This is a genomic window from Pseudescherichia vulneris NBRC 102420 (genome assembly GCF_000759795.1).
GTDB lineage: Bacteria > Pseudomonadota > Gammaproteobacteria > Enterobacterales > Enterobacteriaceae > Pseudescherichia > Pseudescherichia vulneris.
Genome location: NZ_BBMZ01000012.1, coordinates 228,476 through 252,010 on the forward strand (window position 1 = coordinate 228,476; position 23,535 = coordinate 252,010).

Below are 23,535 nucleotides of genomic sequence, written 5' to 3' on the forward strand. Positions count from 1 at the left end.
ACTTAAAAGTTGGCATGATATTTGCCTAACTGGCACGCGCGTGAGTTATATGAAAGGAGTGCGACGCACTATGGGGATCAGTTTTCAGAAAGCACTGGGTGTACACCCTGAAGCGGTGAAGCTACGTCTTGCGAGGACCGAGCTGCTTACCGCCAATCTGGCAAATGTCGATACGCCAAACTTCAAGGCTAAAGATATTGATTTTGCCAGAGAGATGCAACGGGCAAAAAGTAGCAACGGGTTGCCCACCACGCAGGTGATGTATCGCCTGCCCATGCAGCCGACACAGGATGGCAACACGGTAGAGCTCAACAGTGAACAGGCGCGGTTTTCGGAAAACAGCCTCGATTACCAGAGCAGCCTGACCTTTTTAAATATGGCTATCAGCGGCCTGAAAACGGCTATCGAAGGGAAATAACCATGTCATTTTCTGACATCTATCAGATCTCCGGTTCGGCGATGACCGCCCAGACGGTACGGCTCAATACCGTTGCCAGTAACCTGGCCAACGCGGACTCCCCGGCCCAGAGCGAGGCGGCAACCTACCGGGCACGCAGCCCGGTATTTGCTGCGGTCTACCACAACAGCCTGACGCAGGCCGGGCATCACGACCTGACCGGGGCCAGCGTGCGCGTGCAGGACGTGGTGGCAAGCGGTAGCGCCGTGCGCCGCTATGAGCCGCATCATCCGCTGGCCGATCGGGACGGTTATGTCTGGTATCCGGATGTCAACGTGGTCGAGCAGATGGCCGACATGATGTCGGCTTCGCAAAACTTTGAGACCGGGGTGGATGTGTTGAACAACGTGAAGAGCATGCAGCAGAGCCTGCTTAAGCTGGGAGAAGGTCTATGAGTTCCGCCGTATCGCTGAATGCATCTTATGCGGGTACAGAGACAAGCAGCAGCGTATCTACAGCCGCAACGACACCAACCACCACCACCACAACGACCTCAACGTCAATGGCCGACACCTTCCTGACGCTGCTGGTGGCGGAGATCCAGAACCAGGATCCCACCGATCCTACCGATCCCACCGAGTACGTGACTCAGCTCTCCTCGATGGCGCAGGTGGCGATGGCGGAAGAGGTGGCGACGGAGATGAACACCAACGCCATTCTAATGAGCAATCTTCAGGTGATGGCGTTGGGCAAGATGGTGGGCGATCCGATCATGGTTCAGACCACCACCCTTGAGATTGACGATGGCGCTATTCAGGGCCGCATCGACCTGGACGATGCCTGTACCCAGGTCGATATCCATATCACCGACGCGGCCGGTAATGATTACGACATTCCGTTGACGGGGAGTTCGTTTGGACCGGGGTCGGTGAGCTTTAGCATCGATCCCGCAGACTACGGCATACCACCCGGGGACTACTCCGTGTCGGTGGTCACTGACACCGGCGAAGAGGAGGTGCCGGTTGAGGTGGCGGGTGTCGTCACCGACGTGCGTATTCCGCTGGATGGCGGCACGCCGTTGCTCAACGTCAGCGGGGTTGGGGAAGTTCCCTTCACCATGATCAGCCAGTTTGGCGTACCGGACGATACGCCTGCGCAGAACGTCGTTTAATAATGATAAAGGAACAGTAAGTTATGAGTTACAGCATTGCAGCCAGCGGCCTGAACGCGGTGAATGAACAGCTGGATGGCATCAGTAATAACATCGCCAACGCCGGGACGGTGGGCTACAAGTCCATGACGACCGACTTCTCGGCCATGTATGCGGGTACCCAGGCGATGGGGGTCAGCGTGGACGGAACCGCCCAGAGCATCTCACGCGGTGGCTCCATGGTCTCAACCGGGAACGCGCTGGATATGGCCATTAACGACGACGGCTTCTTCATGCTTCGTGACAGCGCGGGCAACGTCACCTATACCCGAGCCGGATCGTTTAACACGGATAAGGAGGGCTACATCGTCAACGCCTCCGGAGACTATCTGCAGGGCTATCCGGTGGATGCGAACGGCGCGCTGCAAACCGGTACGGTGACGGATCTGCAAATCAATACCGGATCGCTGCCGGCGCAGGCCACGACCTCGCTCACCTTTAGCGCTAATTTTAACGCTGCGGATGTGACCATTGATACCAACGCGGTTCCGTTCGAACCCACTAACGCCGCCTCGTATAACAGCACCTATACCACCACGGTGTATGACTCGCTGGGTAATGAGCATACGGTCAACCAGTACTTTACCAAAACGGCGGATAACAGCTGGGAGGTGCACTACACCTTTGACGGCACGACGCAGCCGGGTTCAACAGCGCTCACCTTTGATGAGCAGGGTAAGCTGGTGACCCCTGACGCGGCGGTGCCCATGACCTTTAGCGCGCCGGGCGCCGCCCCCATCGAGATGACCTTCGACTACGCCGCCTGTACCCAGTATGGCTCCGACTTTTCGGTCACCACTAACGTTGCCGACGGCTACGCCTCCGCAGAGCAAAACGGCGTTCAGGTGGACGGGGACGGCAAGGTGTATGCGACCTACAGCAACGGCGAACGGATGCTGCAGGGGCAGGTGGTGTTGGCCACGTTTCCTGACGAGAACGGCCTGCAGGCCGTGAGCGGCACCGCATGGATGGAGACCGGCGAGTCCGGCACGCCGCTGGTTGGTGCACCCGGCAGCGGTACGTTCGGCGCGCTCTCTACGGGGATGCTGGAAAGCTCCAACGTTGATATCACCAGTGAGCTGGTGGATCTGATGACCGCGCAGCGTAACTACCAGGCCAATACCAAAGTGATCTCGGCCAGCAGCGAGCTGGACCAGGCGCTGTTCCAGGCGATGTAACGGAGAAGGGTACAACAGTGGATCGTTTACTTTTTACCGCCCTCAGCGGGGCCAGCCATGCCCTGATGGCGCAGCAAATCGCGGCCAACAACCTGGCGAACGTCAACACCACCGGCTTTCGCGCCGACATGGCGCTATCGCAGGACGATGCGGTTCAGGGCGAGGGTTTTGCTACCCGTTTTATGGCACAGCAGCGTGCCAGCGGCGTTGACGCCAGTACCGCGGCCGCCGAAAAAACCGGCCGGCCGCTGGACGTGGCCATTCAGGGTGAGGGCTACATCGCGGTGCAGGGCCGCGACGGCAGCGAGGTCTACACCCGCAACGGCAATATGGTGCAGAACGAGGCGGGTCAACTGACCATTAATGGCTATCCGGTGCTGGGAGATAACGGTCCTATCGTGCTGCCACCCAACGCCATCGCCTCTTTTGGCCGCGACGGCACGCTGTCAATTACGCCGGACGACGGCGATGTCACCGCCACCATGGATATCGATCGCCTGAAGCTGGTGACCATCCCGCCGGAAAATCTGGCTAAAAACGCCCAGGGGATGATCGTCACGGCAGACGGCAGCCGCGCTCAGACGGATGAGAACGTCAACGTCAGCGGGGGCTATCTGGAGGGCAGCAACGTCACGGCGGTCTCTGAGATGCTGGCCTCCATTTCGCTGAATCGCCAATTCGAAGCCCAAATCAAAATGATGAAGGCAGCACAGACGCTGAGCGAGGCGGGCAACCGCCTGCTGCGTGGTGCTTAATCGCCGTTTCCAGGAATAATTTTTATGAACGCAGCACTATGGATCAGTAAGACCGGCCTCTCGGCGGAAGATGCTGAGATGAGCGCCATTGCCAACAACATCGCCAACGTCAACACCAACGGCTTCAAGCGTGACCGGGTGATGTTCCAGGATCTCTTCTACCAAAATCAACGCGCGCCCGGCGCAATGTTGGATCAAAACAACATCGCGCCCACGGGCATTCAGTACGGCAGCGGCGTGCGCATTGTAGGAACGCAGAAGACCTTTACCGAAGGCAATATCGAAACCACCGATAACCCACTCAACGTCGCCATCATGGGGCAGGGGTTCTTTCAGGTGCAGAAGGCCAACGGCGACATCGCCTACACTCGCGACGGCAATTTGCAGGTGAACGCCGACGGCGTGTTGACCAACGCTCAGGGGCTGCCGCTGCAGCCTGAGATCGACGTTCCCGCTAACGCCACCAATATTACCGTCGGTGAGGACGGGACGGTGATGGCCACCATGCCGGGCGACAGCGATCCCACCGAGCTGGGGCAGATCACGCTGGTCAACTTTACCAATCCAGCGGGCCTGCTGGCCGAGGGGGATAACCTCTATCTCGAAACGGCGGCCAGCGGCCAGCCCACGGAGGGGACACCGGGCGAGGATGCGTTAGGCACGCTGAAAGGCGGGGCGCTGGAAGGCTCCAACGTCGACATCGTCAACGAGATGGTGGCGATGATCACCGTGCAGCGCGCCTACGAGATGAACGCCAAAATGGTCTCTGCCGCCGATGAGATGCTGCAGTACGTCAATCAGAATCTGTAATGAGAACGCGCGTGAAACGATATCTGTGGTTAATGGCGCTGGTGCCCTGGCTGGCGGGGTGTGAATCCCCGGCGCTGCTGGTCAAAAAGGACGATCAGGCCTATGCCCCGCCGAAGATGGAAGCCCAGCCAACGCCGGAGGGGCGGGCCGGGGGCGTGTTTGAGACCGGCTACAGCTGGTCATTAACTGCCGATCGGCGTGCTTACCGGGTGGGAGACATTTTGACGGTGATCCTCGAAGAGTCGACCCAGTCCAGCAAGCAGGCCAAAACCAACTTCGGCAAGGAGAGCAGCCTCGACGTGGGCGTTCCCACGCTGTTTGGCAAAACCAAAGACAAGCTGGCCAGCTCCGCCGAGGCTTCACGGGATTTTGACGGCAACGCCAGCTCCCAGCAGCAGAACAGCCTGCACGGGTCAATCACCGTCTCTGTTCATCAGGTGCTGCCCAACGGTGTAATGGAGATCCGCGGCGAGAAGTGGCTCACCCTTAATCAGGGAGATGAGTATCTGCGCCTCAGCGGGCTGGTGCGTGCCGATGACATCAGCAATGACAATTCGGTCTCCTCCCAGCGCATTGGCAACGCTCGTATCTCCTATGCCGGTCGCGGCGCACTCAGCGATGCCAATGCGGCGGGCTGGCTGACCCGGCTCTTTAACCATCCGCTGTTCCCGCTTTAACTCTGGAGTTGTTATGCGCTTTTTTTCAGGATGCGCCCTTATCGTCACGCTTTTGCTGCTGATCTGTTCGCAGCCAGGGCGGGCACAGCCGCTGTCATCGCTGGTGGATATTCAGGGGGTGCGCGGTAACCAGCTGATTGGCTATAGCCTGGTGGTGGGCCTCGACGGCACCGGCGATAAAAATCAGGTCAAATTCACTAATCAGACCATCACTAACATGCTGCGGCAGTTTGGCGTACAGCTGCCGAGCAAGATCGATCCCAAGGTGAAAAACGTTGCCGCCGTGGCGGTGAGCGCCACGCTGCCGCCGATGTATGCGCGTGGGCAGACCATCGACGTTACGGTCTCCTCAATCGGGGATGCAAAGAGCCTGCGCGGCGGCACGCTGCTGCTGACCCAGCTGCACGGCGCGGACGGGGAGATCTATGCCCTGGCGCAAGGCAGCGTGGTGGTTGGCGGCATGAGCGCCAGCGGGGCCAGCGGCTCCAGCGTGACGGTGAATACCCCTACCGCCGGGCTGATCCCTAACGGAGCCTCGGTGGAGCGGGAGATCCCCAGCGATTTTGACATGGGCAACACGGTGATGCTCAACCTGAAGCGCCCCGGCTTCAAGGATGCCAACAGCATCGCCAACGCCATCAACGGCACCTTTGGCGGCGGGCTGGCGACGGCAAAGAGCGCGACCAGCGTGGAGGTAACCGCTCCCACCAGCCCCGGGGCACGCGTGGCCTTTATGTCCCAGCTACAGGATGTGCAGATTACGCCGGAGCGCGTGCGTGCCCGCGTGGTGTTTAACGCCCGCACCGGTACGGTGGTGATGGGGGAGGGGGTAAAGGTGCACGCCGCAGCGGTATCCCACGGCAGCCTGACGGTCTCGATTACCGAAAGCAGCAGCGTCAGCCAGCCTAATGCCCTGGCCGGGGGCCGTACGGCAGTGACGCCGCAAAGCAATATCGACGTCAAAACCCCACGCGCGCAGATGGTGACGCTGCCGGAGTCCACTAGTCTGAAGACGCTGGTGAACGTATTGAACAACCTGGGTGCTTCGCCAGATGACGTGATGTCAATCCTGCAGGCGCTGCACGAAGCCGGGGCGCTGGATGCCGACCTGGAGGTGATCTAATGGATGTGCTTAACGCCTTAACGTCCGTTCAGCAGAGCGCTGACGATAGCAGCGTGCCCGCCGCCGTGCGTGAGAACCACCTCCGGCAGGCTGCCCAGCAGTTTGAGGCCATCTTTATGCGCCAGATGCTTAAGGAGATGCGTAAGGTGGATGCGCTGTTGGATTCCAAAGATAACCCCCTTAACAGCGATGCCGGACGGATGATGCAGGGCTTATATGATGACACCCTCAGTGACACCCTGGCGAGGCAGCAGGGCATGGGGATTGCGGAGCTGATCGTGAAACAGTTGTCGGCACAGCATGATTAGCGGCGTCAGTTTAAGAAAGCGGCCCACCGTGCCGCTTTATGGTTCCAGACAACTCGGCAGAGAGTATTAACGATATGGATATGATCACTATTGGCTACAGCGGCGCATCGGCGGCCCAGGTGCAGCTCAACGTGACCGCGCAGAATACGGCCAATGCTATGACGCCTGGCTATACGCGTCAGGTCGCCCAGACCAGCGCCATTGGGGCCAGCCCTGGGTCGCTTAACAGCGCAGGCAACGGCGTGCAGGTTGACAGCATCTGCCGGGTATCGAATCAGTACCTGGTCAACCAGGTGTGGTTTGCTGCCAGCGACTATGGCTATTACACCACCCAGCAGCAGTACCTGACGCAGCTGGAGACGGTACTCAGCGATGACAACAGCAGCCTGAGCGCCGGGTTTGATAACTTTTTCGCGGCGCTGAATGCGGCCTCTACCATGCCGGACGATCCCGCCCTGCGCGAGCAGGTCCTGAGCGAAGCGAACGCGCTGGCGCTGCGCTTCAATAATACCAGCAGCTACATTGATTCCCAGAGCAGCGAGATCGCCAGCCAGGAGCAGGCGGCTATTTCGCAGATCAACACCCTCACCGCCGGTATTGCAGGCTATAACCAACAAATCGCCGAGGCCGAGGCCAACGGTGATAACGCCTCGGCGCTGTACGACGCCCGTGACCAGATGGTCGAGCAGCTCAGCGGCATGATGGACATCCAGGTCAACATTGACGACAGAGGCAACTACAACATCACGCTGCAAAACGGCCAGCCGTTGGTTAGCGGTCAGGAGAGCTCTACCATTCAGCTGGAGAGCGGTGACGACGGTAGCCAAAGCCTGACGCTAACCTTTGCCGGAACAACCTATGGCATGACAATGGAGACCGGCGGATCGCTGGGGGCGCTGTTTGACTATCAGCACAACGTGCTCGATCCGCTCACCGACACCATTAACAGCATTGCTCAGCAGTTTACGACGGCGGTTAACGACCAGCTGGCGGCGGGCTATGACCTCAACGGCAACCCGGGTGCGCCGCTCTTTATCTACGATGCGGATAGCCCGGACGGCCCGCTGGCGGTCAACCCAGATATCACCGCCGACCAGCTGGCTTTTTCCAGCGATCCGGATGCGTCCGGCAACAGCGACAATTTACAGGCGCTGATTAATATCGCCAGCGAGCCGCTGACGATTGCAAACCTGGGCACGGTGACCGTCGGCAGCGCCTGTACCAGCCTCATTAGCAATATTGGTATCTACAGCCGCCAGAACCAGACCGAGGCCGAGTCGGCGGGTAACGTTTACAGCGAAGCGCAGAACCAGCGGAGCAGCGTGAGCGGCGTCAGCATGGACGAGGAGGCGGTCAACCTGATCACCTATACCCAGATCTATCAGGCCAATTTAAAGGTCATCTCAACCGGTGCGGAGATTTTCGACTCCGTGCTGGAGATGTTTTAATCCAGCGGGAAATCATCTTCTATGCGCGTAAGTACTCAACAATCTTATACTTCGATGACGAGCAGCTTTACCGAGCTTTCCGGCAGGCTGGAGCACGTGATTACCCAGATGGCGACCGGTCAGCGGGTGATCCTGCCCTCGGACGATCCCATTGCCGCCACCCGGATTAATCAGCTTAATAGCCAGCAGGCTGCTATTGCGCAGTACCAGAGCAATATCAATGCGGTGTCGGGCACTCTCAGCCAGCAGGAGAGCCTCCTTGACGGCATCAACAACAGCATGCTGGCCATTCGTGACGATCTGCTTCAGGCGGCGAACGGCACCACCACGCCAGAGTCGCTGGCCAACCTGGGTCAGGAGATTGCTTCCCTGACGCAGTCGATGATGGCCTCCCTAAACTATCAGGATGGGCAGGGGCACTATCTCTTTGGCGGCACGAAAAGTGATACCCCACCCGTGAGCTACGATGATACCGACGGTGACGGCGAGCCGGATGAATATGTCTATAACGGCAACAGCGAGCACCGCACGGCCACCGTTGCCAGCGGCGTTGAGATGGAGACCAACGTGACTGCCAGCGATATGTTTGGTGCCGATCTGACGGTGTTTAATACCCTCGGCGATCTGGCAGCAGAACTCCAGGATCCCACGCTCGATCCGGCCGATCCGCAGGTGCAGAGCGATATCACTCATGCCATCGACACCCTCGACGCGGCATCGAAATCGCTTAATAGCGCCATTGCCAGCCTTGGCGAGCGGCAGAATACCCTGACGATGTTAAGCGATGCGCAGACCAGCGTGGCGGATACCAATAGCGAGCTGATCGGCCAGCTTGGCGATCTGGACTATGGCCCGGCAACAGTGACCTTTACCGGTTTACAGATGGCAATGGAAGCGACGATGAAAACCTACGCCAAAGTCAGCGATCTCTCGCTGTTTAATGCAATTTAATACGATTTAGTGGAATGACCATGCAGGTTGGTTTACAGACAACGACGCGATCCTCCAGCAATGCGCTCGTACCGACGCAGATAAGTGACCCTGCTCGGGTAGCGTCGCCCCCCAAACGCGCCGAGCGGGAAGAGTACCCCGCCTCGCCGCTGATTGCCCTCCGGCCCCAGCGCTACAGCGTTCAGCTTAACGATCAGCTTACCGTCCTCCAGCAGGCCGACAGCTATCTCTCGCAGCTAGAAAAATCACTCCTGAATCAGCGGCATGCTAACTCTGCTGGTGGGCAACGTGGGGAAAGCAGCGCAACGCTTGCCGATCTGCTGGCTAACCGGGCGCAGCGCTCTGCGGGTCGGGTGGACAGGCAGCTGCTGCCGGTGCTGCAGGGAGAGGCGCAGGTGACGTTTCATGCCCCAGAGCTGGCCGCGCTGCTTGCGAATAACGGCGAGCCGGTATCGCTCATGTTCAGCGCTGAAGTGGGGCAAGGTCGGCGTCTGGCAGCCGTATCGCTGGATAATCCAGCTGAGGCACTTAATCCCGTCATGCAGATCAAAAATGCCCTACAGCGTACGGGAGTGATGCCGCGCTACAGTGAAGGACGATGGACATTTACGACAGATGAAGCGAACTGGCCGCAGCTGCAGCGCTCGTTTACCCTTGCTGATGCAAAAGGGGACCATGTCATGCGGCCGGCATTTCATGCTAGCCCGTCACCCTGCGATGCGTTAGGCACCGCGTTGGAAAGCGGGCAGCGTGACGGGCTTCAGAGCATGGTGCAGAGCGTACTCCACCAGGTAGGGGAGCAGCGCCAGCAGCTGGCGTCAGCGCAGGAAAAGGCGCGCCAGCGTATGGATGTGATGGCGCGTTTTCCCGAAGCGCAAAGTGCAGAGTCTGCCTCAGCCGCGCTGGGGCAGACTCTTGCATGGGCCTGCCACCACTACGAGACGCTGGTTCAGGCCATAAACGGTCAGGCTACGCTTCCAGCGCTGACGGTGCAAAACCTGCTTAGCTAGCGCTGGCAGCCCGCCGAACCCAGCGTCATCATAGTAGGATCCACGACGAGCACGGTAAGGCTGTCCCTATCCAACAGAACCGATTGCGCGTTCGCCAAAGGGGCCATTGAAACGCGCAGCCGATTATCCCGGGTAAAGTTGATAATCGGTAAGAGAGCCGGATCGGCATGATGGATCTCTTGCCCTTTTAGCGATAGATACCCCTGCTGGTTGGCGAGCGGCTGAGAATTAAAGCAGCTTGCAACCAGCGTTGATAGAGAGTAGCCCGTGTCTTTACGAGCCAACGTAACTTTTGCGCCATCTGCCGCAGGGAGCATGTGAAGGGTATAGCTACGCTGGCTTGCCGTGGCTAAATCATAAAAAACCATGTCGGTTTGCACAATAGCAGCCGATGCGGAGAGCGACAGGCTAATTATTGGTATGGTGAATATTAAACGGTAAAAAAGCTCACTGACATACTGGTATTTCATTAATGGTTTTCTCAGCAGTTTGATAAACAACGGAATTCAAATTATTCATGCCGGACTGCCAATTCGTTATTCCTAGCATCAATTGATATTGGTTATGGCAGTTATCCTGAATTAATAAACTTATCGACAGTTTGGCAACCGATTCACTGTAATAAAAAACGGCGTTCATTCTCTGCGTCTGTAACTTATCGTTAATCGCGCGCAGGGCGTCTGGCATATACTTTGCCAACTGTGCAGTATGGCCCGGATCGTTGCCCGCATGCAGGTGATAGATGCTGATTCGTGAGTAGTCCTTACTGGTTTCATTTTTTAACGTTAATTTGCTTTCATCAGATAAAGACGGGGCGGCCTCTTTGCCCTGTGCAAGCTGGGGATGATATTTTATTAATAAATATATCAAGGCGATAAGGGCAACAGAGATAATGATAATTTTCTTTAAGCGGAGAGTCGCCAGTCGGCGTCGTAAGGGCGGCGCATGAGGTAATCCTGGGGACGGTGCCTGGTTATCCTTCTCATCGGGCCTTTCAGTGAGCAACGGCTCGTTAGGGTAAGTAATAAAATCTTTATTAAAAACATAGCCTTTTTTGGGCACCGTTTTGATGATCTCTTGTAAGCGGCCATCATCGCCCAGCGCGGCCCGTAAGGCGTAGATCGCCGTCGGCAGGCTGTTATTACCGACTACCCGATTTTTCCAAACCGCATTGATAAGAAAATTGCGTGATAATACTTCCCCCGCGTGGTTAATCAACGTTTCCAGCAGAATGTAATGGAATTCACCCAGGCGCTGAACTTCTCCTGTTTCGGTATGAACCAGCGCATTCAGCGATGGGTCAAGCCGCCACTTATTTATGAGCATTTGCATAGTTTAAAGTTTAATGATGGTAAAGAAAAAGATTAGCATTGCTTAAGCCTTGCTGCGGTTAATTATTTTTTTATCATTTCTATAACAAAATTTAACAAGGGTGTTTCCTGTTTAAATTATGCTAATAATACCAGCGTTTAATAAATAATTATTTTTTAAAGCGTCAAAACGTGATCTGTATAAATAGGATAAAAGAGGGCAATGTAGCGAAGGTGCAATAATGGATCAATCTAAGAATTTTCTTAAATTGTAAATTATCATTTCTCGATTAGGGATCAGGATAATAGAAAAGGCAAGCGCGTGCACCTCCTGCTAAGAGGAGGTGCGCTATGCTGTACTGCTAATGATTAGAAATGCGTATTTACGCTCATAAACCAGGTGCGACCCGGCTCGTTATACGTTGCTGCGCCTGCACCGTACATGTAAGACTTCGTCGTATCGTTGCCGGTGGTTTGGGCGTTGCCCTCGCGCCATTGACGTTTGTCGAAGACGTTATCCACGCCCGCCGTCAGGCTGACGTTTTTAGTCGCATCCCAGGTGCCGCTCAGGCCAACGATGCTGTATGGGCTAACCTCATCAGTTTCGCTGCCCGTGGCGCGGTTGCCTTTGTAGTTGTAGATCTTCGGCTGCTGCTTGCCGTACCAGGTGAAGGTCGACTGCACGGAGAGGTCCTGACGGATCTGCCAGCTCAGCGTTGAGTTCAGCGTGTACTCCGGAATGATAGAGAGACGGTCACCGGTGGTTTTATTTTTGCTTTGCAGCATGTAGGTCAGGTTGTTGGTCCAGTTTACCGTGTCGGTCACCGGCACGTTCAGCGTCCCCTCCAGGCCTTCTACTACCGCTTTAGGCACGTTTTCCCACTGATACACGTCCGTCGTGGCTTTAGATGCTTTACCAATCGGCGAGTAGCCCGCTTCAATCTTATCCCGGTAGTCGTTGCGGAACCAGGTCACGCCAGCCAGCCAGCCGTCGCGTTTGAATTCCAGACCTACCTCTTTATTGATGCTGGTTTCCGCTTTCAGATCGTCATTGCCCATCAGGTAACAGGCACCGGCGCTGGCGTAGCAGCCCTGGCCACGGCTGTAGAGGATGTAGTTCGGGTTGGTTTGATACAGGCTCGGGGCCTTATAGGCGCGGGCGATACCCATTTTCAGCGTAATGTCGTCCGCCAGCCCCTGGGAGAGGTTCAGAGACGGGCTCCAGTTATCGCCCACAATGGTGTGATGATCGAAACGCAGGCCCGGCGTCAGCATGGTGCTGTCGGTCAGCTCCATATTGTTTTCCGCAAACAGCGAGAAGATCTCCGCCTGGGAGTAGGGGCTGCGGTTGGAAGGATTAACCCCGGCAATGGTACCGCCTTCGGTCAGCGACTGGGTGTTGGATGCCAGATCCTTCATGCGCTGCTGATTCCACTCGGTGCCCAGGGTCAGGGTCTGGTTGACCAGCAGATCCAGCGGCAGGTTGACTTCGCTATGCAGCAGCACGTCGGCAAGATCGATATTGGAGAAGTTCTCGTCGGAGAAGATCCCCTCCGTGCCGCCGGCCAGACCTTCGTTATTGCGCGTGTTGCGGGTATGCTCGTACTGCGCGTAGGTGGTAGTGGTGACGCCGTTATCCCAACCGCCGTTCCAGGTCAGAGCGTAATTTTGACGATAGAGACGGTTGGTCTCTTTACCGTAATTCTTTTTCACCAGCGCGTTGGTGTTGGTGTTCTGGGTATCGCCCGCGTAGAGGTTGCCCTGACGGCTGTAGCCCGCCTCCAGCTCCAGCGAGTTCATGGGGGCAAAATCCCAGCGCAGCTGACCGTTCACATCTTTGTTTTCCACCCCTTCGCGCCCGGCGGGCATGGTGCCAGCGTAGCTGCCGGTGCGTAAGGATTCATGGCCTTTATTGATATCCCAGGCGTCGGCCTGGGTTTTTTCCAGGTTGCCGTAGAGGCGGAAGCTGAAATCACCCCCCAGCGGGCCGGTCAGGTTAAAGTTGGTGCGCTTGGTTGACCCTTCGGACTTGTGCTCCGGCGCATTAAGGTAGGTATCCCACGCCCCGTGCCACTCATTTTTCGACTGCTTGGTGATGATATTGACCACGCCGCCCGCCGCGCCGTTGCCGTAGCGTGCCGCCGCCGGGCCACGGATCACTTCGATACGCTCGATCATCTCCGGCGGTACCCAGCCGGTATCGCCTCGGGTATCACGCTCGCCGCGCCAGCCCAGACGCACCGAGTTGCGGCTGGTGACCGGCTTGCCGTCGATCAGGATCAGCGTGTTTTCCGGGCCCATGCCGCGAATATCGATTTGACGGCTGTTGCCGCGCTGGCCGCTGGTGGAGTTACCGGTGAGGTTAACCCCTGGCATGGTACGAATAATTTCAGCGACGTCACGGGCAGGCGGATTTTTGCGGATCTCATCGGCGGTGATGGTGGAGACGCCGGGAGCCTGAAGATTCTGCTCGGCGGCGGTGACCACGATAGTGTCATCCCCGGCAGGGGGCTCCTCTGCATGAAGCGGTAGCACTACCCCGTAAATGCCCAGATTGACCAATAAGGCCAGGGACGTAATCTTGTTATTCATTGTGTTATCCGTTTTGTCGCCAGAATACCGCTGACGCGTCCTGGTTCCCTGCACGCACGCGGTTAATGGCATGATTATGTGAAAGACGCGCTTCCCACAGCGCGCCAATACGCTATTGCAAATGCAAATAGTTATCAATAATATTATCAATAAATTTTCTTACATTTGAAAAAATGCCGCAATAAGTACGGGGTTAATTAGGGTGACGATGCGAGCGACGGGCAGCGATGCCTGGTGGGAGTCAAAACAGGGGCCTGAGTGGTTCCGCGAGGGTAATGACCGATGTCAGGTCACCTTCTGGTGGCGCGATCCGGCGGGGTCGGAAGCCACTTCTGCTACCCAGCATGTGTGGATCTACATCACCGGCGTTACCGATCATCATCAAAACGCCAGACCGCAGTCCCTAAGCCGTATTCCCGGTACTGACGTCTGGTTTTGGCAGACCACGCTAAACGCGCAGTGGCGCGGCAGCTACTGCCTCATCCCCTCTGAAAATACACAGGATTTTGCCGAGTCGGCGTTCAGCACCGAGGTTCCGGATCGCATCGCCCTGCGCGAAGGCTGGCGCAGGCTGCTGGCGCATGCCGTTGCCGATCCGCTCAATCCGCTGTCGTGGCGGGGTGGGCGCGGTCATCCGGTGTCGGCCCTTGAGATGCCCGATGCGCCAGAGCAGCCGGGCTGGCACGCGCCGCAGGATACCCCTTATACGTCCCCGATCTGCATCCCCTGGCGCAGCCGCCAGCTGGGTAACAAACGTCGGGTCTGGATCTACATCACCGGTGAGGAGAACGTCACCGAGCGTCCGCTGGCGGTGCTGCTGGACGGTCAGTTCTGGGCCGAGAGCATGCCCGTCTGGCCCGCCCTTGCCGCCCTGACCCGGGAAGGCAAGCTGCCGCCCGCGGTGTACGTGCTGGTAGATGCGATCGATACCACCCAGCGCAGCCGCGAGCTGCCCTGCAACCCGGTGTTCTGGCAGGCGTTACAGGACGAGCTGCTCCCGCAGGTTAAGGCTCTGGCCCCGTTCAGCGACGAGGCGTCGCGCACGGTGGTGGCCGGGCAGAGCTTTGGCGGTCTGGCGGCGCTCTATGCCGGGCTAAACTGGCCGGAGCGCTTCGGCTGCGTGCTGAGCCAGTCTGGCTCCTACTGGTGGCCGCACCGCGGCGCGCAGCAGGATGGCGTGGTGATCGAGCAGCTAAAAGCCGGCACACTTCAGCCGCAGGATCTGCGCATCGTGCTGGAAGCGGGAACCCGTGAACCGCTCATTTTCCGCGTTAACCAGACGCTCTACTCTCTTTTACAGCCGACGACAGCGGCGCTCTTCTGGCGTCCCACCGACGGCGGACACGACGCGCTGTGCTGGCGCGGCGGGCTAACCGCAGGGCTCATGACGCTCTGGCAGCCGCTGCTTCAGGCTGCGCCGTAAAGCATTTTTCCACGACAGGAGTGTGGTATGGAGTTCAGTAATCCCTTCGACGATCCAGAGGGTCAGTTTTACATTCTGCAAAATGCGCAGCGGTGCTACAGCCTGTGGCCGCAGCAGTGCGCCCTGCCGCAGGGCTGGAACGTGGTTGCCGACCCGCAGCCGCCGTCAGTGTGTCACGCCTGGCTGTCAGAGCAGTGGCAGAATATCACCCCTGCATACCATGCGCGTTAAGGAGCACCCTATGTCGAAACGTCTGCCGCTGGTCGCAGCCCAGACCGGGATCTGGATGGCGGAAACGCTCTCTACATTACCTAACGCCTGGAGCGTGGCCCACTATGTGGTCATTGATGACGGCGAACTGAATGAGGCCTTGCTCGGAGAGGCCATTGTCACCGGCATGAGCCACGCCGATACCCTGCGTAGCCGCTTTGTCGAGGATGGCGGGGAGGTATTCCAGTGGATCGATGAGTCTATGCCGCTGATGCCGCCTGCCGTCCACGATCTGCGTGACAGCGCCGATCCCCATGCGGCGGCGCTGGCCGTGATGCAGGGCGATCTGGCCCAGAATCTGCGCGTCGATGGCGGGCAACCGCTGGTTCATCATGCGCTGCTGCGCCTTGGTGAACGCTGCTGGTACTGGTATCAGCGCTATCACCACCTGCTGGTGGATGGCTTCAGCTTCCCGGCGATTACCCGCCATATTGCCGCTATCTATACCGCGTGGCGACGCGGCGAACCCACCCCCGCATCGCCTTTTACCCCTTTCGCCGAGGTGGTCGAGGAGTATCAGCGCTACCGCGACAGCGAGGCCTATAGCCGGGACGCGGCTTACTGGCGCGAGGTAAGCCAGAGCCTGCCGCCGCCGGTATCGCTCTCTGCCAGCCCGCTGCCGGGACGCGCCGCAACCGCTGACATTGTTCGCCTGAAGCTCACCCTCGACGCTCAGGCGTTTTCCCGCCTTGCGGCACAGAACGGCAGCTGCCAGCCAGCGGATCTTGCTCTCGCGCTGGTCTCCCTCTGGCTGGCCCGCCTGTGCGGACGCATGGATTATGCCGCCGGGTTTATCTTTATGCGCCGGATGGGCTCCGCTGCGCTCTGTGCTACCGGCCCGGTGCTCAACGTCCTGCCGCTGGCGGTGAACGTCGACCCGGCGGAGAGCCTTGCCGCGCTGGCGCAGAAGCTTGCTGCGCGCCTGAAAAAGATGCGCCGCCATCAGCGCTATGACGCCGAGCAGATCGTACGCGACAGCGGACAGGTAACGGGCGAACGCGCCCTGTTTGGCCCGGTATTCAACGTAAAGATGTTTGATTACCAGCTGGACATTGACGGAACGGCGGGAACAACCCATACCCTGGCAACCGGGCCGGTTAACGACCTGGAGATCGCGCTCATTCCAGACGAAAAGGGCGGTCTTGATGTGGAGATCCTTGCCAATCGCCAGCGCTACGACGAGGCTGAGTTAAGCACCCATGCCGCCAGGCTGGACGCGCTGCTGCGCCAGTTCGCCGATAATCCGGCCCTGCGTTGCGGCGAGGCGGCGCTGATCCTGCCAGCGGAGCAGGAGAAGATTGACCGTATCAACGATACCGGGGTTAGCCTGCCAGCTACTACCCTTAGCGCCCTTGTGGCAGCCCAGAGCGAAAAAACGCCGGACGCCCCGGCGCTGGCGGATGCCCGCTGGCAGTTCAGCTACCGTGAGATGCGCGAGCAGGTTCTCGCCCTGGCCCATGAGCTTCGCCAGCGTGGCGTGCGGCCTGGGGACTGCGTCGCCGTAGCGCTGCCGCGTTCGGTCTTCTTGACCCTGGCCCTGCACGCTATTGTTGAGGCCGGTGCTGCCTGGTTGCCGCTGGACACCGGTTACCCGGATGACCGCCTGCATATGATGCTGGAGGATGCCCAGCCGCGGCTACTCATCACCGCCGAAGATCAGCTGGCGCGGTTTAGCGCGATCCCGCAGCTTGCCCATCTCTGCTACAGCGCACCGCTGCCGGTAACAAACGCACCCGCGCTGGCGTGCTCAAAACCAGAGCATACCGCCTATATCATCTTTACCTCCGGCTCGACGGGCCGCCCGAAAGGGGTGATGGTGGGGCAAACGGCCATCGTCAACCGTCTGCTGTGGATGCAGGCAAGCTATCCGCTGAGCGCGCAGGACGTGGTAGCGCAAAAGACGCCGTGCAGCTTTGACGTCTCGGTGTGGGAGTTTTTCTGGCCCTTTATTGCCGGGGCGAAGCTGGTGATGGCCGAGCCGGATGCGCACCGCGATCCGCTGGCGTTGCAGGTCTTTTTTGCCCGCTACGGCGTCACCACTACCCACTTTGTTCCCTCGATGCTGTCCGCTTTCGTCGCTTCTCTGACGCCGGAGAGGGCGCAGGAGAGCTGCCGTACGCTGCGCAACGTCTTTTGCAGCGGGGAAGCGCTGCCAACGGATCTCTGCCGTGAGTGGGAGAGCTTAACCGGCGCGCCGCTGCATAATCTCTACGGCCCGACGGAAGCGGCGGTCGACGTCAGCTGGTATCCGGCTTATGGCGAGGCGTTGGCCGGAGTCAGCGGGCCCAGCGTGCCGATTGGCTATCCGGTCTGGAACACCGGTTTGCGCATTCTGGACGGTATGATGCAGCCTGTACCGCCGGGCGTGGCGGGGGATCTCTACCTCACTGGCATCCAGCTGGCGCAGGGCTATTTGGGGCGACCCGACCTGACCGCCAGCCGCTTTATTGCCGATCCTTTTGCGCCGGGCGAGCGGATGTACCGTACCGGCGACGTGGCACGCTGGCTGGCGAACGGTGCGGTAGAGTACCTGGGGCGCAGCGACGATCAGCTTAAAATTCGCGGCCAGCGTATCGAGCTGGGAGAGATCGACGCTGTTATGCAGGCGCTGCCGGACGTGGCCCAGGCGGTTACTCACGCCTGCGTGCTAAACCAGGCGGCTGCGGTCGGCGGCGATGCGCGCCAGCTGGTGGGTTACCTGGTGTCGGCCTCGGGCCAGCCGCTGGAGAGTGCCGTTCTGATTGAACAGCTGAAGGCGCAGCTGCCGCCCCACATGGTGCCTACCGCGCTGGTGCAGCTTGATGCGCTACCGCTCAGCGCCAACGGCAAGCTGGATCGCAAGGCGCTGCCGCTGCCGACGCCTGCCGCAGCATCAGGCGGACGCGCACCGGAAACCGAAGTTGAGCTGATTATCGCCGCGCTGTTTGCTGAGCTGCTGGCCTGTGAAGTAGAGGACGTCAGCGCTGACTTCTTTGCCCTTGGCGGCCACTCACTGCTGGCGATGCGGCTGGCGGCACGGCTTAGCCAGGCGTTTGAACGCCAGGTGACGCCGGGGCAGGTGATGGTGGCCTCCAGCGTGGCGAAGCTGGCTGCGCTGCTGGCGGCGGATGTTGAGGATGGGCAACTGCAAAACCTGGGCTACCAGACAATCCTGCCCCTGCGGGAAAGCCACGGGCCGACGCTGTTCTGCTTCCATCCGGCCTCCGGCTTTGCCTGGCAGTTCAGCGTGCTGGCGCGCTATCTCAGCCCACGCTGGTCGATCGTCGGTATTCAGTCGCCGCGCCCAGCCGGGCCGATGGCGACCGCCGCCACGCTGGATGAGGTGTGCGACGCCCATCTGCAAACGCTGCTGGCCCAGCAGCCGCACGGCCCCTACTACCTGTTTGGTTACTCCCTCGGCGGCACGCTGGCGCAGGGCATCGCTGCTCGGCTACAACAGCGTGGCGAAGCGGTCGCTTTCCTTGGGCTGCTGGATACGTGGCCGCCGGAGACGCAGAACTGGGCAGAGAAAGAGGCCAACGGCCTCGATCCAGAGGTGCTGGCGGAGATTAATCGCGAGCGGGAAGCATTCCTTGCTGCCCAGCAGGGGCAGGCGTCAGGGGAGCTGTTTAACGCTATCGAGGGCAACTATGGCGATGCGGTTCGCCTGTTGACCACCGCCCGTAGCCAGCGGTTTAAGGGTAAAGCAACGCTGTTTGTTGCCGAACGCACGCTGCCAGCCGGGATGGATCCGCATCAGGTCTGGTCACCCTGGGTGACTGCGCTGGATATCTATCGTCAGGACTGCGCCCACGTAGATATTATTTCACCAACGACGTTTATCTCGATTGGCCCAATATTGTCAGAGTTGCTTAATTAACAACCGTTACGCCTACCAGATATGGTGGGCGTAATAGCCAAAGTCAAATCTTGGTTCAGATTAGTCTTATAAAGTACTATTATAGGCGCATCGGTTGTAAATACTGCTTTCGTAGCAAATCAGGGTAGAGTTTATACATGTCATCGTTAGATATTAAACAGGATAATGAGGTGCAGCTACGCCCCTATCCAGTTGGTCCTCATCGTGCTCACGAAATTGATCTTCTCACGCTTCTTGACGTGTTATGGGAAGCAAAAAAACAGATTATCGCCATAGCCGCAGCGTTTGCTCTGCTTGGTCTTCTTGTTTCTTTCGTGCTGCCGCAGAAATGGACCAGTGAAGCCATTATTACCCCTGCTGAACAGACCCAGTGGCGCTCGCTTCAGCAAACGCTGATGGAGTTGCAGGTACTGGATATAGAGGTGCCGGTTACGCCAGTTGATGTTTTTGGCCAGTTTATTAAGAATTTTAGCTCCCAGTCGCTGCAGGAAGAGTATTTCCGCAACTCACCCTATGTTAAGTCACACTATCCCGATCTGGATACTGATTCGATAGAGTTCCAGCGCGCGATTGTTCGTCTGACTGAAAAACTAAAGTTGGTTGATAACGCTTCGCCAAAGAGTGCCGTTGAAGCGCCCTTTACCTCCTGGACGCTCAGCTTCTCTGCCTCAACGGCTGAGGATGCGAAAGAAGTCCTTGATGGCTATATCGATTATGTCGCCGCGAAGGTAGTGAACGAGACCACGGATAATATCCGCAATACGCTGGCGTTAAAAACGCGCTTTGAGCAGGAGAAGCTGAATCTCGATCGCGTTCGCCTGACTAACCAGCGTGATATTAAGATCCAGCGTCTGAATTACTCCCTGGAAGTGGCCAACGCTGCGGGCATTAAAAAGCCGGTATATAGCAATGGTCAGGTGGTGAATGACGATCCGGACTTCTCTATTACGCTGGGAGCGGATGGTATTCAGGAAAAGCTGAGGATTGAAAAATCGCTGAAGGATATTGCCGATCTTAACGCCGATTTGCGTAATCGTGAATATCATGTTGAGCAATTGCAAAAACTTAATGTAAAAGATATTGCTTTCTCACCGTTCAAATATCAACTCTCCCCGTCGCTGCCAATGAAGAAAGATGGTCAGGGCAAAGCGATTATTACCGTGTTGATGGGATTAGTGGGCGGCATTATTGCCTGCGGTATTGTTCTGCTGCGCAATGCGATGCTGGCGCGTAACCTGCCGCCGGTACCGCCTGAAATGGTATTAGAGTCGGCATAAGTGCCCGGCGGAGGCCTATAACCGCACCGTGCCCGCCGTAGGCCGGGCAAACGCAGAGCCGCCCGGCATTGCCGCATCAGCATAGTCACGCCCGGTGGCGCTTCGCTTACCGGGCCTACACACGTTTTATATCCCCGTGCGCCCCAGTGGCACCACCAGCGGCGTATGTGCCACCGGATCCTCAATAATCATACAGCGTAACCCGTAGACGGCCTCAATCAGTTCTGCCGTCACAATCTCTTTCGGTGCCCCCTCGGCCACAATCTTTCCGTCCCGCAGGGCAATCAGATGGGTGGCATAGCGGCAGGCCTGGTTCAGGTCGTGCAGCACCGCCGCCAGGGTGTAGCCCTGCTCGCGATTCAGCTCGCTAAGCAGCTCCAGCACGTCAATCTGATAGCTAATATCCAGCCAGGTCGTCGGCTCATCCAGCAGCATAATCGCCGTCTCCTGCGCCAGCACCATCGCTATCCACGCTCGCTGGCGCTGTCCGCCGGAGAGGGTATCCACGCTCTGTAAGGCGAGATCCGCGACGCCGGTGGCCTGCATTGCCCGCTGCACGGCGCGATCGTCCTCCTGCCGCCAGCGGGTAAAGAGCGGCTGGTGCGGATAGCGGCCCCGGGAGACCAGCTCCTGCACCGTAATATCGCCTGGCGTAGTGGCGTTCTGCGCCAGCAGGCCAATGCGTCGCGCCACCTCTTTGCTGTTAAAGCGCTGGATCTGTTCGCCATCAAGGTAAACATGCCCCTGGGTGGGGGACATCAGGCGGCTCAGGGTACGCAGCAGGGTCGATTTACCGCAGCCGTTGGGGCCAATGATAGCGGTAAAGTGCCCGTCGGGGATCACCACGGAGAGATCCTCCGCCACCACTTTTTTACCGTAGCCGAGCGTTAAGCTGTCGCCGCGCAAACGGGCTGTTAAATCGGTCATCTTTTGCGGGACTCCTTGATTAACAGGACGATAAGGTAGATCCCGCCCAGGCTTACGGTGACCACGCCGACCGGAAGCTGGTAGGGAATAAACAGCTGCTGGGCGCAGAGATCGGCGGCCAGCAGCAGCAGGGCGCCGCAGAGCGCCGCCTGGGTCAGGCCCCAGCGCGCCGTGCCGCTGATGCGCCGGGCAATATGCGGCGCAACCAGCGCCACAAAGGAGATCGGGCCAGCGAGGGCGGTCGCCGCCGCGGTCAGCACCACGGCCACCAGCATCAGCATCAGCCGGGAGCGCTCGACGCTGACACCCAGTGCGCAGGCGCTGTCATCGCCCATCTCCAGCAGCCGCATCCGCCGTACCAGCAGCGCGGCGCAGAACAACATCAGCAGCAGGATCGGCGCGGAGGGCCAGGTTTTCGCCCAGGTCAGGCCGTTAAGTGAGCCTGCGTTCCACAGCCCGGCGGTGAGGGCGGTCTCCAGCGAGGCTTTAATCAGCAGCCAGGTATTGAAGGCGATCAGCATCGCGCGAACGCCGATGCCGATAATGATCAGGCGAAAGGTCTCAATCCCGTTGCGCCAGGCCAGGGCCCACACCACCAGCGAGGTGAGGATCCCCCCGGCCATCGCCGCAAAGGCAATAGCCGTGAGATCCTGGCCATAGAGCACCATCGCCACCAGCACGCCGCTCCAGGCCCCGGTGTTAAAGCCCATCACGTCGGGACTGCCCAGCGGGTTCCGCATCAGCGACTGGAAAATCGCTCCGCTGACGCCCAGCGCCCCGCCGATGAGGAGCGCCATCAGCACCCTAGGCAGACGCCACTCGTTTACCACCAGCGCAATGCCGCGCGGCGCATCGCCGGTAAAGGCGGCCAGCACCTGGCCGGGAGAGAGGGGTACCGTGCCGCTGCACAGGCTCCACAGGGCGACCATCACGCTGACGCAGGCCAGCAGGAGAACACTAACAATAAGACGGCGGGAGGGGGCGATCACATTGCACCTCCCCGACGGTGGCGACGCACCAGAAAGATCAATACCGGTGCGCCGATAAAGGCGCTCACCACCGACACCCTCAGCTCACCCGGCACGAGCACTCTGCCAATAATATCGGCAAACAGCAGCAGGGCAGGGGTGGCCAGCAGCGTCACCGGCAGGGACCAGCGGTGGTCGGCCCCCACCAGCCAGCGCGCCATATGCGGCATCATTAAACCAATAAAGGCGATGGGGCCGGAGACGGCGGTAGCGCTGGCGCACAGAACGGTAATGGCCAGCAGGCCTAGCAGCTGGGTGCGGGCGACCCTGCTGCCGAGGGCGGTAGCGGTATCGCTGCCTAGGCTCAGGCTGTTAAGCGCCCGGCTCAGCAGGAGAGCAATCGCCCCCGCTATCAGCACCGGAACCAAGACGATACGCAGCGTCTGTAAGGTGCGCACGTCGAGGGAGCCAGCCTGCCAGAAGCGCAGCTGGTCATAGACGTCCGGGTTAAGCAGCGAGATCCCGCTGGAGAGACCCTCCAGCACCGCTGCCAGCGCTACGCCTGCCAGGGTCAGGCGCACCGGGCTCAGCTGCCCGCCGCCCGCGCTGCCGGTAAAAGCTACCACCAGCGAGGCCGCCAGCGCGCCGCAGAAGGCCAGCGCCAGCTGTTCGGTAGGGGAGGAGAGGCCCAGCAGCGCCGCGCCGAGCACGATAGCAAAGCTTGCCCCGGCGTTAACGCCGAGCAGGCCGGGATCGGCGAGGGGATTACGGGTCAGAGTCTGCATCAGCGCCCCGGCGAGGCCCAGCGCGCCGCCGACCAGTAGCCCGGCCAGGGTACGCGGCAGGCGGGCATCAAGCACAATCGTGCAGTCGGCGCTTTGGCAGGTGCCGGAGAGGGCATCCATTACAACGGAGAGGGGCAGCGGTTTGGCCCCGATCAGCAGGCTGAGCACGCCTGCCACCAGCAGCAGTAGCAATAATCCGCCCACGGCCCACGGGCGCGCCGGATTAACGGAATGCGACATAACAACGTCCCTGACAT

Annotated in this window: 22 protein-coding genes; 16 read left to right on the forward strand and 6 right to left on the reverse strand. The window is 59.1% G+C overall.

Annotated elements, in window-relative coordinates:
* The first annotated feature begins 70 nt into the window (after positions 1-70).
* From flgB to EV102420_RS11725, 12 genes are all read left to right on the forward strand, one after another.
* Positions 71-418, forward strand: a complete 348-nt coding sequence (flgB, locus tag EV102420_RS11670) for a flagellar basal body rod protein FlgB (RefSeq protein ID WP_042391882.1) — start codon at positions 71-73, stop codon at positions 416-418.
* Between the two features lie 2 nt (positions 419-420).
* Positions 421-852: a flagellar basal body rod protein FlgC gene (gene flgC, locus EV102420_RS11675; RefSeq protein WP_042391885.1), complete on the forward strand. Its 432-nt coding sequence runs from the start codon at positions 421-423 to the stop codon at positions 850-852.
* Positions 849-1,568, forward strand: coding sequence for a flagellar hook capping FlgD N-terminal domain-containing protein (locus tag EV102420_RS11680; protein ID WP_042391887.1), 720 nt, complete (start codon positions 849-851; stop codon positions 1,566-1,568). The genes flgC and EV102420_RS11680 overlap by 4 nt, the downstream gene beginning before the upstream one ends.
* A 23-nt stretch (positions 1,569-1,591) precedes the next feature.
* Positions 1,592-2,785, forward strand: coding sequence for a flagellar hook protein FlgE (gene flgE / locus EV102420_RS11685; protein ID WP_042391890.1), 1,194 nt, complete (start codon positions 1,592-1,594; stop codon positions 2,783-2,785).
* Positions 2,786-2,802: 17 nt separating this feature from the next.
* The gene (locus tag EV102420_RS11690) at positions 2,803-3,540 is read left to right on the forward strand and encodes a flagellar basal body rod protein FlgF (RefSeq protein WP_042391892.1); all 738 of its coding nucleotides are present in this window, start codon (positions 2,803-2,805) and stop codon (positions 3,538-3,540) included.
* 24 nt (positions 3,541-3,564) lie between these two features.
* Complete coding sequence (gene flgG, locus EV102420_RS11695) at positions 3,565-4,350, forward strand: flagellar basal-body rod protein FlgG (RefSeq protein ID WP_042391894.1); 786 nt, start codon at positions 3,565-3,567, stop codon at positions 4,348-4,350.
* A gap of 11 nt (positions 4,351-4,361) precedes the next feature.
* The gene (gene flgH / locus EV102420_RS11700) at positions 4,362-5,027 is read left to right on the forward strand and encodes a flagellar basal body L-ring protein FlgH (RefSeq protein ID WP_042391960.1); all 666 of its coding nucleotides are present in this window, start codon (positions 4,362-4,364) and stop codon (positions 5,025-5,027) included.
* A gap of 13 nt (positions 5,028-5,040) precedes the next feature.
* Complete coding sequence (locus EV102420_RS11705; protein WP_042391895.1) at positions 5,041-6,150, forward strand: flagellar basal body P-ring protein FlgI; 1,110 nt, start codon at positions 5,041-5,043, stop codon at positions 6,148-6,150.
* Positions 6,150-6,458: a rod-binding protein gene (locus tag EV102420_RS11710; RefSeq protein WP_042391897.1), complete on the forward strand. Its 309-nt coding sequence runs from the start codon at positions 6,150-6,152 to the stop codon at positions 6,456-6,458. Before EV102420_RS11705 ends, EV102420_RS11710 begins: the two co-directional genes overlap by 1 nt.
* Before the next feature lie 74 nt (positions 6,459-6,532).
* Positions 6,533-7,906 (forward strand): flagellar hook-associated protein FlgK, encoded by a 1,374-nt coding sequence (gene flgK / locus EV102420_RS11715; RefSeq protein ID WP_042391962.1) that lies wholly within the window; start codon positions 6,533-6,535, stop codon positions 7,904-7,906.
* 21 nt (positions 7,907-7,927) lie between these two features.
* Positions 7,928-8,857 carry a flagellar hook-associated protein FlgL gene (gene flgL / locus EV102420_RS11720; protein WP_042391899.1) on the forward strand — a complete coding sequence of 310 codons (930 nt, stop codon included), beginning with the start codon at positions 7,928-7,930 and terminating at the stop codon, positions 8,855-8,857.
* A 20-nt stretch (positions 8,858-8,877) separates the two neighbouring features.
* On the forward strand, positions 8,878-9,867 hold the full coding sequence (locus EV102420_RS11725) for a hypothetical protein (RefSeq protein WP_042391901.1): 990 nt from the start codon (positions 8,878-8,880) through the stop codon (positions 9,865-9,867).
* On the opposite strand, the gene EV102420_RS11730 is transcribed toward EV102420_RS11725, so the two are convergent.
* From EV102420_RS11730 to EV102420_RS11740, 3 genes are all read right to left on the reverse strand, one after another.
* Positions 9,864-10,337 (reverse strand): hypothetical protein, encoded by a 474-nt coding sequence (locus EV102420_RS11730; protein ID WP_042391902.1) that lies wholly within the window; start codon positions 10,335-10,337, stop codon positions 9,864-9,866. The genes EV102420_RS11725 and EV102420_RS11730 overlap by 4 nt on opposite strands.
* A complete protein-coding gene (locus EV102420_RS20905) occupies positions 10,315-11,199 on the reverse strand; it encodes a winged helix-turn-helix domain-containing protein (RefSeq protein ID WP_072015246.1) in 885 nt (294 codons plus the stop codon). The genes EV102420_RS11730 and EV102420_RS20905 overlap by 23 nt, the downstream gene beginning before the upstream one ends.
* Positions 11,200-11,546: 347 nt before the next feature.
* Complete coding sequence (locus tag EV102420_RS11740) at positions 11,547-13,769, reverse strand: TonB-dependent siderophore receptor (RefSeq protein ID WP_042391905.1); 2,223 nt, start codon at positions 13,767-13,769, stop codon at positions 11,547-11,549.
* Positions 13,770-13,971: 202 nt separating this feature from the next.
* On the opposite strand from EV102420_RS11740, the gene fes reads away from it, so the two are divergent.
* The 4 genes from fes (at position 13,972) to wzz(fepE) (ending at position 20,598) form a co-directional block, all read left to right on the forward strand.
* Positions 13,972-15,192: an enterochelin esterase gene (gene fes / locus EV102420_RS11745; RefSeq protein WP_077776531.1), complete on the forward strand. Its 1,221-nt coding sequence runs from the start codon at positions 13,972-13,974 to the stop codon at positions 15,190-15,192.
* Positions 15,193-15,219: 27 nt separating this feature from the next.
* A complete protein-coding gene (locus EV102420_RS11750) occupies positions 15,220-15,423 on the forward strand; it encodes an MbtH family protein (protein ID WP_042391909.1) in 204 nt (67 codons plus the stop codon).
* Positions 15,424-15,433: 10 nt separating this feature from the next.
* Positions 15,434-19,321: an enterobactin non-ribosomal peptide synthetase EntF gene (gene entF, locus EV102420_RS11755; protein ID WP_042391910.1), complete on the forward strand. Its 3,888-nt coding sequence runs from the start codon at positions 15,434-15,436 to the stop codon at positions 19,319-19,321.
* Positions 19,322-19,458: 137 nt separating this feature from the next.
* Entirely contained in the window at positions 19,459-20,598 is a 1,140-nt protein-coding gene (wzz(fepE), locus tag EV102420_RS11760) for an LPS O-antigen length regulator Wzz(fepE) (protein ID WP_042391912.1), read from the forward strand.
* Positions 20,599-20,724: 126 nt separating this feature from the next.
* Here wzz(fepE) and fepC read toward each other — a convergent pair whose 3' ends face one another.
* From fepC to fepD, 3 genes are read right to left on the reverse strand one after another with little or no spacing between them, the layout of a single operon-like run.
* Positions 20,725-21,525 carry an iron-enterobactin ABC transporter ATP-binding protein gene (gene fepC, locus EV102420_RS11765; RefSeq protein ID WP_042391915.1) on the reverse strand — a complete coding sequence of 267 codons (801 nt, stop codon included), beginning with the start codon at positions 21,523-21,525 and terminating at the stop codon, positions 20,725-20,727.
* Positions 21,522-22,454 (reverse strand): iron-enterobactin ABC transporter permease, encoded by a 933-nt coding sequence (fepG, locus tag EV102420_RS11770; protein ID WP_370678340.1) that lies wholly within the window; start codon positions 22,452-22,454, stop codon positions 21,522-21,524. The genes fepC and fepG overlap by 4 nt, the downstream gene beginning before the upstream one ends.
* A 56-nt stretch (positions 22,455-22,510) precedes the next feature.
* Positions 22,511-23,518, reverse strand: a complete 1,008-nt coding sequence (fepD, locus tag EV102420_RS11775) for a Fe(3+)-siderophore ABC transporter permease (RefSeq protein ID WP_042391920.1) — start codon at positions 23,516-23,518, stop codon at positions 22,511-22,513.
* Between the last annotated feature and the right edge of the window lie 17 nt (positions 23,519-23,535).